The organism is Streptomyces sp. NPDC037410 (assembly GCF_055602235.1).
Genome location: NZ_JBVJWR010000027.1, coordinates 70,434 through 83,667, shown reverse-complemented (window position 1 = coordinate 83,667; position 13,234 = coordinate 70,434). Strand labels below are relative to the sequence as shown.

The 13,234-nt window shown below is 73.8% G+C and carries 9 protein-coding genes; 4 read left to right on the top strand and 5 right to left on the bottom strand.

Features of this window, described 5'->3' with window-relative positions; all coding sequences use genetic code 11:
• Positions 1-6 precede the first annotated feature (6 nt).
• Entirely contained in the window at positions 7-1,362 is a 1,356-nt protein-coding gene (locus tag ACZ7HT_RS32710; protein WP_471172602.1) for a M1 family metallopeptidase, read from the top strand.
• On the opposite strand, the gene ACZ7HT_RS32705 is transcribed toward ACZ7HT_RS32710, so the two are convergent.
• Positions 1,283-2,341: an MFS transporter gene (locus ACZ7HT_RS32705; protein WP_471172653.1), complete on the bottom strand. Its 1,059-nt coding sequence runs from the start codon at positions 2,339-2,341 to the stop codon at positions 1,283-1,285. The genes ACZ7HT_RS32710 and ACZ7HT_RS32705 overlap by 80 nt on opposite strands.
• Between ACZ7HT_RS32705 and ACZ7HT_RS32700 the strand changes: the two genes are divergently transcribed.
• From ACZ7HT_RS32700 to ACZ7HT_RS32690, 3 genes are all read left to right on the top strand, one after another.
• A complete protein-coding gene (locus ACZ7HT_RS32700) occupies positions 2,241-2,468 on the top strand; it encodes a hypothetical protein (RefSeq protein WP_471172665.1) in 228 nt (75 codons plus the stop codon). The genes ACZ7HT_RS32705 and ACZ7HT_RS32700 overlap by 101 nt on opposite strands.
• A 400-nt stretch (positions 2,469-2,868) precedes the next feature.
• Positions 2,869-4,083 carry a neprosin family prolyl endopeptidase gene (locus ACZ7HT_RS32695; protein ID WP_471172599.1) on the top strand — a complete coding sequence of 405 codons (1,215 nt, stop codon included), beginning with the start codon at positions 2,869-2,871 and terminating at the stop codon, positions 4,081-4,083.
• A complete protein-coding gene (locus ACZ7HT_RS32690) occupies positions 4,070-4,378 on the top strand; it encodes a hypothetical protein (protein WP_471172596.1) in 309 nt (102 codons plus the stop codon). Before ACZ7HT_RS32695 ends, ACZ7HT_RS32690 begins: the two co-directional genes overlap by 14 nt.
• Here the strand turns inward: ACZ7HT_RS32690 and ACZ7HT_RS32685 are convergent.
• The 4 genes from ACZ7HT_RS32685 to ACZ7HT_RS32670 are packed head-to-tail and all read right to left on the bottom strand — an operon-like array spanning position 4,345 to position 13,230.
• Positions 4,345-5,715 carry an Ig-like domain-containing protein gene (locus ACZ7HT_RS32685; protein ID WP_471172593.1) on the bottom strand — a complete coding sequence of 457 codons (1,371 nt, stop codon included), beginning with the start codon at positions 5,713-5,715 and terminating at the stop codon, positions 4,345-4,347. The two genes, ACZ7HT_RS32690 and ACZ7HT_RS32685, sit on opposite strands and share 34 nt — an antisense overlap.
• 38 nt (positions 5,716-5,753) lie before the next feature.
• The gene (locus ACZ7HT_RS32680; protein WP_471172592.1) at positions 5,754-6,842 is read right to left on the bottom strand and encodes a WD40 repeat domain-containing protein; all 1,089 of its coding nucleotides are present in this window, start codon (positions 6,840-6,842) and stop codon (positions 5,754-5,756) included.
• Positions 6,839-8,563, bottom strand: a complete 1,725-nt coding sequence (locus ACZ7HT_RS32675; RefSeq protein ID WP_471172590.1) for a hypothetical protein — start codon at positions 8,561-8,563, stop codon at positions 6,839-6,841. The genes ACZ7HT_RS32680 and ACZ7HT_RS32675 overlap by 4 nt, the downstream gene beginning before the upstream one ends.
• 2 nt (positions 8,564-8,565) lie before the next feature.
• Complete coding sequence (locus ACZ7HT_RS32670) at positions 8,566-13,230, bottom strand: hypothetical protein (protein ID WP_471172587.1); 4,665 nt, start codon at positions 13,228-13,230, stop codon at positions 8,566-8,568.
• Between the last annotated feature and the right edge of the window lie 4 nt (positions 13,231-13,234).

Below are 13,234 nucleotides of genomic sequence, written 5' to 3'. Positions count from 1 at the left end.
GCGGCAGTGAGCGGCCAGAGGACAACGGCGTCGGACCCGTACTTTCCGGCCAACGGCGATCCCCGGTACCGCGTGCACCGGTACGAGATCGCCCTGGACTACCGTCCCGGCCCCAACCGGCTGGCCGGGACGGCCCGGCTCAGCGCGATCGCCGGCCGGGCGCAGCTCACCGACTTCGCCCTCGACCTGGCCGATTTCAAGGTCGGCCGCGTCCAGGTGAACGGCCGGGCGCCCCACTACACCCACCGGGGCGGCAAACTGCGCATCCGCCCCGCCAAGCCCCTCCCCGCAGGCGCCGCCTTCACCGTGGAGGTGCACTGGTCGGGCAACCCCAAGCCGGTACGCAGCCCCTGGGGCGGCCTCGGCTGGGAGGAACTGGCCGACGGCGCGCTCGTCGCGAGCCAGCCGGTCGGCGCGCCCTCCTGGTACCCGTGCAACGACCGGCCCGCCGACAAGGCCTCCTACCTGCTCTCGGTCAACACCCCTTCCTCGTACGCGGTGGTGGCCGGCGGCCGGCTGCTGACACGGACGACCAGGTCCTCCACGACCACCTGGGTGTACGAGCAGACCGCACCGACCTCCAGCTACCTGGTCGGCCTGTCCATCGGCACGTACCAGACCGTGCTGCTCGGCGACCCCGGACTCGGCGGCGTTCCGCAGAGCGCCCACGTACCGGCGCACCTCCTGTCGAACTTCTCCCGGGACTTCGCCCGGCAGCCCGCGATGATGCGGCTCTTCGAGGAACTGTTCGGCCCCTACCCCCTCGGCGAGTACACGGTCGTCATCGCCGACGAGGAGCTGGACGTGCCGGTGGAGGCCCAGGGGCTGTCCCTCTTCGGCACCAACCACGTGGACGGCGTGCGGGGTTCGGAGCGGCTCATCGCCCATGAGCTCGCGCACCAGTGGTTCGGCAACAGCGTGACCATCGCCGACTGGCGGCACATCTGGCTGAACGAAGGCTTCGCGAAGTACGCCGAATGGCTCTGGTCCGAGCGTTCCGGCGGTCGCACCGCACAGGAACTGGCGCTCGCCGCACACCGGTTGCTGGCCTCCCAGCCGCAGGACCTGGTGCTCGCCGATCCCGGTCGCAAGCTGATGTTCGACGACCGCCTCTACCAGCGCGGGGGCCTCGCGGTGCACGCGATCCGCTGCGCGCTGGGTGACGGGGCCTTCTTCCGCATGCTGCGCGACTGGGCCGGCGTGCACCGCCACGGCGTGGTGAGCACCACGAGCTTCGCCGCCCACGTGGCCCGCTACGCGACGGAGCCGCTGGACGCCCTGCTCACGTCCTGGCTCCACCAGCCCTCCCTGCCCCCGCCACCAGTGCCGTCAGGACTGCTGCCGAACCGCCAAGCACCATGACCGTCGAGGGCGAGGACCGGTCGAGGACGGCTCCTCCGGCCAGGGCCCCGATGGAGATGGTGGCCTGGAAGGAGGCGGTGAAGAGGACGGAGGACGCCTCGGGGGAGTCGGGTGCGGCCTTGGCGAACCAGGTCTGCGAGCAGACCGGCACGGCTCCGTAGCCGACGCCCCAGACGATCAGCAGTGCCACCGCGCCGGCGTCCGACTGTCCCAGGACGGGCAGGAGCAGGGTCGCGGCGGCGATCAGGGCCGCCGCCGCCGCGAAGGTGGACCGCGGAGAGCGGCCCACCGTGGATCCGCCGAGGAAGTTGCCGGCGATGCCGGCCGCACCGTAGATGAGCAGGTAGACGGTGATGAGACCCGAACCGGCGTGGGTCACCTGCTCCAGGAAGGGGGTGACGTAGGTGTACGTGCCGAAGTGGGCGAGCACGACGAGGAAGGTCATGACCAGGGCGAAGCGGGTGTCGACGCTTCGGAGCATGCCGCCGAGGACACCGATGCGCGTCGCCTGGTCGGAAGGGAGGGGCGGGACGACTACGAGGAGCAACACGAGGACGGCCAGCGTGAAGCAGGCCATGACGAGGAACGCCGTCCGCCAGCCGGCGATGTCGCCGATGAACGTGCCCAGCGGTACTCCGAGTACGGAGCCGAGCGGTACGGCGGAGAAGACCACCGAGGTCGCGCGGTCCACGGACTTCGCGGGAACCAGCTGACCGGCGAGTCCGGCCCCGATGGACCAGAAGCCGCCGATGGTGACGCCCACCATGACGCGGGAGACCAGGATCAGCCAGTAGTTCGGCGCCGCGGCGGCCAGGAAATTGGCCAGCGCCAGCAAGAGGATGAACGCACCCAGCATGACCCGCCGGTCGATACGCCCCGTGGCCACCGTGACCAAGGGTGCCGAAACCGCGGCCAGGAATCCCGGCATGCTCATCATGAGACCGGCCATTCCGTCAGAGACGGTGAAACTTGAACCGATCGAGGTCAGCAGCCCGATCGGCAGAATTTCCGTGGTGACGATCGAAAAGATTCCCAGCATCACCGACATCACAGCCAGCCAGGAAATCAATTTCGGGCATTCCGGAGGTGCCGGAGAGGGCGCATAAGTGGTGGTGGTTGCTGTGGACATGAATCCCGTCCTGAGTTGGGCATCGCCTGCAGAAGGTGTCCACCAGTCCAGCAGGAACGTGCGCCATCCTCTGGCGGATTCCCGACACCAACGACCGGTCCGTGCCGTCGAGCTGCGCCGGCTCCCGTGGAGGGGGAGGATGGGAGATAGCGGGGCTGTGCGGCCGCGACGACGTCGCCCGCATCCGACGCCAAGAGGTTGCGCATGACCGGTGACGCCTACGAATCCCCTGTCTCCGAACCGTCAGCGCATGTACCTGTGTCCGAACACCCGCAGCCCGGCCCCGCCGTCCCGGTGGTCAGTCCGGAAGGCATGCCCTCGAGTTCGGTGTCGGCCCCTGACGGGACGTCGCTCCTGAAGAGCTGAAGGAGGCAACCATGGAAGCGGGCAGGGTCGAACGCAACCCGGAGGCGCCGCAGTCGGCGCCGCCACCGCGCGCGGGCCGGGACTTGGAACGCGAGGCCGCGGAGCGGCTCGACGAGATCCGGCAGTACTTCAAGGACCAGTACGCGCGACGCGACGTCGTCGCCCGCACCACCACCCCGTACGGAGAGGACCTCGACTGGGTCCCCAGCGAGGCCGACGCCGAGCCGCCCGATCTCGAGTACCCGGAACGCCCCGGGACCGCCGACCGTCCCGCGTCCCCGCAACCCTTCGAGGCGGTCGCCGGCGGCGCCCAGACGGGCCCTCCCGGCACGGTCCCCCTGGTGCGCAAGCAGCTGGACAGCATCACCGCCGCCGGCACGCTCCAGGACTACCTCGCCAAGGGGACACGGGCGAAGGTCGTGACACCGCCCGACGATCCCGGCTTCACGCCCCCGGCCGTCTCCCCCCACAAGTACGCGCACGCCGTCCAGCAGGTCACGAACTACGGGACGGAAGGCGTCATCAACACCTGGCGGCCCTACGTCCAGTGGTCCGACGAGTTCTCCCTCGGACAGGAATGGGTGGTGCGGGGCAGCTTCGCGCAGGGCACGACCGACGGGCAGACCGTCGAAGTGGGCGCGCAGACCTACAAGGACCTCTACGGGGACTGGTATCCGCACCTGTTCATCTTCTTCACCACCAACAACTACACGGCCGGCGGCCCGAACATCGGCGGCTACAACACCGACGTGGCCGGCTGGAAGCAGGTGTCGACCTCGGTCTACCCGACCGTACGCCTCGCCGAGAGCGTCTACGGGGGAGACCAGTACGAACTCTCCATCAAGGTCACGCTCTTCAACGGCAACTGGTGGATCCGGATCGGCAACGAATGGATGGGGTACTACCCCGCCGGCCTGTTCAACGCCGCGGGACTGCTCAACCAGGCCCAGTCCATCGACTGGGGCGGTGAGATCGTCGACGAGCTCAGCCACCCGGGGGCCACGGCCACCTGGATGGGCAGCGGCCACTTCCCGTTCGAGGGCTGGAGCCATGCGGCGTACATGCGCAACCTGGCCTATCAGTCCGACCCCTCCGGAACGATGGTCAACATGGTGGGCTACACCCACGAGACCAACCCGAACGCCTACAGGATCGCGACCGACTTCTCCGGGACGACGACCTGGGGCTCGAACTTCTACTGGGGAGGCCCGGGTGGAGTCGAGTGACCTCCCGGCCGAGGACGACCGGCCCGAGGTGATCCCCTCCGAGGTCGATCCGGACATCGAATGCGTGCGGATCGAGGCGGGTAGGGCGGCGGAGCCGCCGCCCTACCCGCCCCCGCAGGAGCAGCACCCCCAGCCGGGGCGGGGCGTGCGGCTCTGCCCCGAGGGGTACGTGCCCCGGCGCCGCCGCCGCGACTACACACTGGACGGCAAACGGGTCGTGACCGACTCCCCGGCGACCCGCAACCCGGAGGAGCCGCCCGCTCATGGGGCGGCATCGCCGCCCCGGTCCCCCTGAGAACCCGCGGGAACGGTCATGCGGCACGGACCGTGCTCGTCGTCACCCTCGTACGCGACGACGATCCCGGCTCCGTCCGACGGCAGCTCCGCGGTCCGCAGCGTCGCCATGCCCACCTCGTCCAGGAGAACCGTGCCGAGCACCCGGCCGTCCGCGCTGAAGGTGACGGTGCCGCGCGGCGGGCGACCGCCGGGGACCGTCGGCGTGACCCGTACCGTCAACGTCGTCGGCGACCCGGTGGTCAGGGCAGGCCGGGCGGCGAAGGAGCGCGCGGTCGACGGATCGATGGCGAAGGCGCCCGCGCGGTCGATCCCGAAGGCGCTGCACAGGCCGTGCGCGGTCCGCGCGAGGTAGCCCCTCGCCGGGGCGAGGACGGCCGTCAGCTCGCGGGGGGTCTGGGGCAGGGCGTCCAGGGCCGTGAGACCGAGGAGGTCGCTGTCCGCCCCGACGGTCGAGAGCACCACCGGAAACCCGCCCACGACCAGCGTGTCCGTGCCGCGTCCGGTCAGGAACGGGTCGCAGGACTCCGCGTAGTCGACGGTGCCGTCGGACCGGACGGTGTACGCGAGGTCGGCGGTCACCCCGGGACCCGCCTGGAGGAGGTACCCGGAGGCCGGCAGCAGCGTGAGCCGGTGCGTCGAGGTGCGGGGCAGGAAGCCCGGCCCGGCGGCGGGCGCGCCGACGGGCAGCAGGCCGTGGGAGAGCGCGCGGCCGTCGACGGTGACCGTGTGCCCGTGGACCGTCAGGGTGTGCCCGGAGGCTTCGGCGTAGCCGGCCGCCTCCGGGCCGAGCCGGACCCGGCCGTCCGGTGAGACGGAGAAGCCGAGGCCGCCGTCGGCGGTGCCGGCCGCGACCCGCAACCCGTAACCGGAGGCGGGCAGCAGACGCAGCTCGTGGACCCGGTCCGGCGCCAGGGGTTCCGCGTCCGGCAGGTCCGGGACGAGCGGATGGTCGAGAGCCCGGCCGTCGATGGTGACGGGGACGCCGCGGACGGTCAGCCGCCGTCCGCCGCGGCCGTGGAGGACGGCGTCGAACTCCGGGGCGAAGTCGAGCGTGCCGTCCTCGCGCACGTCGAAGGCGACGGCGGCCGTGGTGCCGTCGGCGAGCCGCAGCCGGTAGCCCGTACGCGGCGGGAGCGAGACCTCGGGCGGCGGGTCGGCCGCCCCGTCGAGGAACCGTGTCCCGGGCCGGGCGCCGTACCGGGAAGGGGCCGCGGACGCTGCCCCGTCGGCGTACCCGGGCACGGCTCCGTACGCGGTCCCGGATTCGGCGTCGGCGTCGGCGACGGCGACGACGGGGAACGTGAGCTGTGAGGTGTCGAGGGTGATGGCCGGCATCGGCTCTCCCGATCGGTCGTCGGTGCGGGGGAGGGGGGTCAGAACGGTGTCGTGCCGGTGATCTCCAGACGCGGTACGAGGTCGATCCGGGTCTCCTTCCGGGCCGACCGGGTGGGCTCACCCGTGACGCGCGTCCAGCGGCGGATGCTGCGGTCCCAGCCGCAGGTGACGAGTTCGGACTCGTCCCGGGTGACCGCGAGCGACGGCACGCCCCAGGTGTGCGCCGCGACGGCCGCACCGATCCGCTGTCCCGCGCGGTCCCAGCGGTACAGGAGGCCGTGGGCGCTGCCCGCCGCGATCTCGCCGTCGCCGGTGAGAAGCAGTGACCACACCGGCGAGTCGAGGACGAGCGGCGGTCCGACCGGCCGGCCCGAGCCGAGGTCCCAGCGGCGTACCGTGCCGTCCCGGCCGCCGGAGGCGACGTTCCGCCCGTCGGGAGCGGCCGCGAGCGCCTGGATCGGACCGCTGTGGCCGAGGAGCGGCTCGCCGATCGGGGTGCCCGCAGACCGGTTCCAGCGCCGTACGGTGCCGTCCTGCCCGGCCGTGACGATGACGTCCTCGTCGGCGGTGAGGGCGACCGCCCGTACCGTTCCCGCGTGCCCCCGCAGGGGTTCGCCGAGCGGGGAGCCGGCCGCCCGGTCCCAGCGGCGTACCGTGCCGTCCTGCGAGGCGGAGACGAGCTCCCGCCCGTCACGGGTGACGGCGAGGCCCCGGACACGGCTCCGATGGCCGGTGAGGGGATCGCCCAGCGGGGTGCCGTCCACCCGGTCCCAGCGGCGCAGCACACCGTCGCCGCCGCCGATGACGATCTCGTGGTCGTCGGGGGTGAGCACCATCGCGAAGACGGTCCGTGTGTGCACCTGGACCGGGTCGGACAGCGGTCCGCCGAGCAGTCTGTCCCAGCGCTGGACGAACCCGATGTAGTCCACACCGACGATCTCGGCATCGTCCGACGTCAGGCGGAGGACCATCAACTCCTTGGGCGTGGTGATCTCGCCCACCGCACGGGTCGTGCTCCTCACGGCGGTGGATCCTCGCCGCAGGCGGTCGCCGCGCGAGGCGAGTCCGCTCCCCTCGTCCGGCAGGCCCGTCCCGGCGTACGTGTGCGGCCTGGCTTCCGCGTTCATGACGACCCCTTCGGCGGTACGGCCCCGTCGAACGCGAGGGCGCTGGACGCCTCGCCCCGGCCGGCCCGGACGCGGCGGCCCACCCACTGGTAGATCCGGCCGTCCTCGCCGCGCGCCACGACCGGCACGCGGCTGACGGTCACTCCCGCGCGCGGGACCTCCTCGTCGCGGAAGAACACCCGCTTCACCTCCGGTTCGAGGACCCGGCCCGCCGCCTTGACCTGCGGGAGCCGGGTGCCGTCCGCGCGGAAGCGGGGGATCTGCCCGCGGCGCAGGCAGATGGCCGCCGAGTCCTGCTTCAGCGGCACCGGCACCAGGGGGATCCAGTGCGGCGGGACCGGCGTCAGGAGGCGGTAGGCGAGCGCCGCCGGGTCGGCCGGCGGGACCTGCGGTTCGTCGTCCGGCGGTTCGTCGGCCCGGACGCGCGGTCTGCCGGTGGCGCTCTGCACGATCCGCTCGATCGCGAAGCCCAGGTTGGCCATCTCGTCGCGGGCGAAGAGGACTTCCTCGACGGGGGCGCCTTCGAGGCGGGCCGAGGCCGTCGGAAGGAGCGGAAGCAGGGGAGGCGCCGGCGCGCCGGTCAGGGCGTCCGTCAGCCGGAACACCGACCAGCCGTCGTCGTCGGCCGGCTCGATCACGGTCGTCTCCTCGAAGGTGTCGACGACCGTGAGCGAGGCGATCCGGTGCAGCGCGCTCGTGGCCAGCTCCACCGGGACGATCCAGTGGTCGTTTCCGTAGACGTTCGCGAACTCGACGACGAGGAGCCGGGCCAGGTCCGTGACGCCCGCGTCGACGCGGGGCAGATTGACGGTGCCGTCCTCGAACTCCCACCAGCGTTCGGCCGGCATGCCGGGATACGTGACCCGGGTGGGCAGCATTCCCACCGGTGTGCCGCCGGCCGGCGCGGGCAGGGCGTCGCCTCCGGTGTCGAGCTCGAAGTGGTACGTGTCGGCGGCGCCGCCCGTGTACTCGGGAGCGGTCAGCGTCACCGTCCGGCCGCCGGGCGCGGCGGTGACCGCGAAGCGGTGCTCCAGACGCTCCCGCGCCCAGCTCGACGTCACCGGCGGCCGGTACCGCTCCCCGAACCAGGCCAGCCAGAGTCCGGCCGCCTCGTCGAAGGCGGTCAGCTGGGGGCCGGTGAGCCCCGGCGGCCGCCAGCCGTCGGCCAGATGACCGGCGAGCGCGGCGCCGTCGGGCGCCCTGCCCGCGAGGACCTCGCGCAGGGCGCGCCCGGCCGGGTCGCGGAGCAGGGGGTCCTGTTCCGGATCGCTTCCGGGCCCGGGCAGCGGCGCCTTCGCGAGGACCGCCTCGTCGATGTCGTCCAGGACGCCGAGGGGCAGGTTCACGGTACGGAGGGTGGCGAGGAACCGCCCGCCGGCCCGGGCGGCGGCGCGCAGCGTGAGCTGTCGCGCGCTCTCGCCCGCCTCCGCCCCGGCCTCCGCCAGGAACTCCAGCGGCACACCCTTCGGCAGGGGCACCGCCGTGCCGTCGGCGGACGGACGGAAGGAACCGAGCGGGGTGCTCTCGGTGCTGAGGGTGCACCAGACGGGCGAGCCGCCGTCCTCGCCCGCGAACTCGGCGACCTGCCACTGCCGGGCCAGCAGGAAGAGCGGGTCGGCGACCCGCGCCGCGAGCGCGTCGTCGAGCTGGCCGCCCGTACCACTCGGCCTGACCACCGGTTCCACGCGGTGGAACTGGCCGAAGGACATGACATCGAACACCGTCAGGACTCCTTGTCGGTCAGCAGGGTGACGAGGGACGCCAGCTCGGCCCGCTTCATGAGGTCCTTCATGTTCACGGACGGGGCCGAGGGCAGCGCCGTCTCGGGCAGATAGGCCGCGGGCAGGTAACGCCCCAGCCAGCCCAGCGCGTCGAGGTCGACGAGCCGCAGCTTGGCCAGGTCGAGCGCCTCGCCGACGGTGGCGGCCAGGACGTCGGGCGTCCAGGCCACCCCCACCTCGGGCGGTACGGCGAGCAGGACGGCCTGCGGAGCGCGCGCCCCCGGCGCGTCGTAGTGGAAGGTGGCGCCCGCCGTGTGCCGCTGGGCGGGGATCAGCTCCGACCACTCGTCGACCACGAGGACGGCCGCCCGGTGCGTCGCCAGCGGCTGGGCGGGCCCGTGCACCACCAGGCCCGTCGCCGGCTTCTTCTCGTCCTCGGGCGTCCTCCGCGCGCCGACCCAGCGGTCGCCCTCCGCGAACGGGACCTGGCCGATCCGCAGGGCCTGGCCGGCCCCGGTCCCGGCGGCCTGGGTGTGCAGCAGCAGGTCCGCCAGGGCGCCGGTGCCGGGCCGGACCGTGCCCATCTGCTCCACCCAGTCGCCCGGGACGAGCCGGGCGTCGCCGCCCCGGTCGAGGCCCGGCCCGAACGAGGCGTCCAGTACGCCGGCCTCCGGTGCCCGGGCCAGGCTCACGGCCCGGAACCCGGCGCCGAACACCGCCTCCAGGGCGGCGGCCGCGGCCCCCGGGTCCGTCCGCTTCGCCTCCTCGTCGGCCCGGTCGAGCCGCTCCTGCCCCTTGCGGAGGGCGCCGGCCAGCTGGTCCGCCAGTTCCGCGGCGGAGCCCGACGGCGGGCCGGTCACCCCGTAGGCGGCGAGCGCCTCCAGGTCCTTGGCCGCGAGCGCCGACCGGAGGCCGGACCGCGCGGCGTCCGCCCGGTCCCTCAGCTCCTGGTCGACGGCCGGCTGCGGGGGGTTGTGGGCCGCGGACAGATCGGCCGCCGTGCCCGCCCTGCCGGAGGTGAGCACCGCGGCGACCGCCGCGCCCAGTGCCTCGGCCTGGGCGATGCCCACGGTGGTACGGGCCCAGGCCGGGGCCCTGCCGGTGCGCAGGACCGGCACGGCGTCGTCGGGCACGTTCGGGGGCCGCTCCTCGGTCAACGCGTGCTCAAGGACCGCCCGCAGCCGGCCCGCCGCGGCGAACGCCACCACGTCCAGGGCGCAGTACCGCGCGAGCGGCCAGGCGTGCTCGGTGACCGTGGCCGACCCGGCCCCGGGGTCCTGGCCCGGCCGTACCCAGGCGGCCCGCAGCCGGATCCGGCCCGTCGGACCCAACTGGTGCCCGGCCCACGCGTCGAGCCGCGGTTCGGCCAGCGCCCGGGGCCGTGCGACCTGCTGCGCGCCGTCCCAGCCCGCCGCCCGGTCCGTGCCCTCCGGGACGACGACGAGGACGCGGTGACCCACCGGGATGCCCCGGCGCGGGGTGTCGAGCACCTGCGGCCGGGGCGGCGGCTGCCCGCCCGCCGCGAGGGACTCCATGGTGGCGGCCGCCCGGTCATGGTTGCCGTTGGCCAGCTGATGGACGCTCTCGGCGAGCAGGAGGTCCGCCACCGCGTCGAGATCGTCGCGCAGGGCCTCCAGGTGCCGCCGTACGACGGCCTCCTCGTCGTGGGACATCGCCGTCGCCCCCGCCTGTGTCTTGAGGTAGTCGACGACCTGCTGCACCGGCACCTCGGCGAGCCGCGCGCCGTCCGTCACGTCGTGGGGGCCGATGAACTCCTGCGCCCCCGCACCCGGGTGCTGCGCGCTCTGCACCGACCACTTGGCGCGCAGCGGCGCGATGAACCGGTCCAGCTCCGCGTGCGGCGCGTCGGCGCGCTCGCGTTCGTCGTGCAGGCGCCGTTCGAGCCGGTAGCCGAGCAGCGCGCCCAGCGGCTGGCCCTGGGCCATCCCGTCGACGACGGTCATCGCCACGCGCATCCGGCGCGAGGACAGGTCGACGGCGAAGGCCCCGGGGTCGGTCGGGTGCGAGAGGGCGCCGCTGCGCAGGATGGCCGCGGTCGCCGCCTGCGGGATCGAGGGCGCGAACACCCATCCCCGGCTGCGCTTGCCGGGGTGTCGCGACAGGTTCTCCACCCATCCGTACGCGCCCAGCTGCACACCGGACGGGCGTCGGTTCCGCAGGGCGTGGAGCCGGGCGGTGGCGAGGGAGGTGATCCACGCGTCGAGCCGGTGCGACACGAGGTCGAGGGACTCGCCGAGGAGCCGTTCGACCGGCCCGAAGGCGTCCCCGCGCTTGTCCCACGCCTTCACCCGACCGGCGAGGTACTGGAGGGCGGAGTCCATCTCCGCGAGCCGCACGCTCCACGGGCGTTCGGTCCCCAGCGTCAGGAAGACGCCCCTGCGGTTGAGCGCCGCGTCCGAGATCTGCCCGACGAGGGAAAGACGGGCGTCGACGATGGCCTGGAGCACCGTCGGACCCCGGTCGGTCCCGGGTCGGCCGTCGGCCGGGGTGTCGTTCCCGGACGTTCCGCCGACTCCTCCGGCAGGCGACTGCATGATCTTGCCCAGGGTGAAGGTGTTCGCCTTGAGACCCGCGGAAGCGATCGTCTGGAAGGCCGTGCCGGGGTTGAGCAGCACCTCGGCGAAGCGCAGCCGGGGCCGGAGCACCAGCGGGTCCTTCGCCCCGGCGGCGGCCCGCCCGTACTCCAGGTTGGCGCTGTGCCGCAGCAGCGCCTCCAGGAGGGTGCGCGCCTCCTCCTTGCCCACCATCAGGGTGCGCAGTTCGAAGCGTTCGACCACGCTGTTGAAGAAGTCGGAGAGCGCGAGCACCGGATCCGTGCCGTCGGTCAGGTACGGTCGCGCGTACGGCAGCCAGAGCCGGGTGGCCCGGCCGTTGAGCTGATAGGTGATGCGCGGCCGGTAGTGGATGCCCAGGGCCGCGTTGAGCGCCCGGGACTGCCGGTCCTCCGGCGTGCTCTCCATGCACTGCTCCCCGGTGCTGAAGCCGGAGCCGAGGATGCCGAGGCCGAGGTCCCGGAAGCAGGCGAGCATGCCGCCCTGGACGGACCGCACCGACACCGTCCCGGACACCGGCGCCATGCCGAGGGCCCGCAGCACGTCCCGCTCGGGCTTGGCAAGGGTGAGCGTCTCGCCGGGCTGGTCGGGTCCGCCGACCCGGGGCAGCGTGCCGACACCCACCTCCCAGAACGGGCGCAGGACGCCCAGGACGCGGTGGAGCCCCGCGAGCCCGGACGGCTCGTGCTCCGGCGCGTCGGCCCGCCAGCGCGCCGTCGCGGTGACGGGCAGCAGCCCGTACGGCTGCTTGCCGACCCGCAGGACCGGCAGCGGGCCCCGGGCCCGTACGTTCTCGTAGTGATGGCGGCGCAGCCACTCCCGGTCGACGTCGAGCTGCCCGCCTCCCTTGTCCTGATCCATCAGCTCGTCGAGGAAGAAGTCCCCGGTGGCGCTCCACAGGGCGAGCTGCAGGCTGCGCGCGTCGGCCTGTTCCGGATCGTCGGCGCCGGGGAGCGCGTCGAGGCCGCCCGGCGGCAGGCCGAGGGCGGCGGCGGTCCGGGTGCCGTTGTCCCAGGCGTCGGCCGGGGCGGTCGGGACGGCCCCGAGCAGCCGGTCGACGTCCGGCGGCACGGGCGGCGGGACCTCGGTGTCGGGAAGGTTGTTGGTCGGCATGCCCTGCGGCACGAACGCCGCCTCGCCGTCCCCGTCCCGGCCGGACAGCAGGCCGGCGACGCGAGCCGCGGCCGCCTCGGGGTCGAGCGAGGCCGACACGCCGAACACGACCACGCGGGTCAGCAGCGGCTCCCGGTCCGGCTCGTACCCGTTCTCGGGGCGCAGGCGCAGGGTGACGGCGAGTCCGTTCTGCTTCGCCGTGTCGTACTGCTTCAGCCAGAGCAGCGCCGGATCGAGGTGTGGTCCGCCGGCAGCGGGCTCGGCGTCGGGGTCGGGGCCGACGTGCACGACGTCGGGGACCGGCTCCCCCGGCTCCTCCGCGACCAGGCGGTCGCCCTGGTAGGCCCGTACGACGAACATGTCCGGCAGCGTCGAGACGGTCGCCGCCCGGTTCCAGCCGCGGCCCCGGACGGGCACCTCGGGCCACTCCGGTTCGGGCACCGCCTCGGCGCCGGGCACCGGCGTCGGCGGCCGGGTGTCCGAGACCGGCTTCACGAGCCGGACCAGCCACCGGGCCCGCTGTGCGCCGACCGCCCCCGCCAGCCGGCCCCAGGCCGCGAGCAGCAGCCGCTCGCGGTCCTGGTCGGCGTTGTCGGCACGGCCCGCCCGCCACACGGTCCGCCAGTACAGCCGGGCCTGCTGGACCTCACCGTCGGTGGGGTGCGGCTCGTGCGACTCGACGTGGATGTCGTCGGGGAAGATGCGGACGAGCAGCTCGTCGGGCCCCGGACCGTCCAGGCGCAGCCGCGTCTCGATCCGTACGGGCAGGAGCATCAGCGGTACCTCGGGGTCCACTTGGCGCAGCAGCGGGGCGAAACCCCGGCCGGTGCGGGCGCGCAGCTCCTCGTCGACGGCCCGCCGGGCCTTGCCGAGCCGGGTGTAGGCGGCCTTGCGCGCGGCGTCGGTGGCCCCGGCGCCGAGCAGGGCGCGCTGCTCCTCGGCCTCGGCCGCGTCCTGGCGCAGTGCGCCGAGATCTCTCATCGGG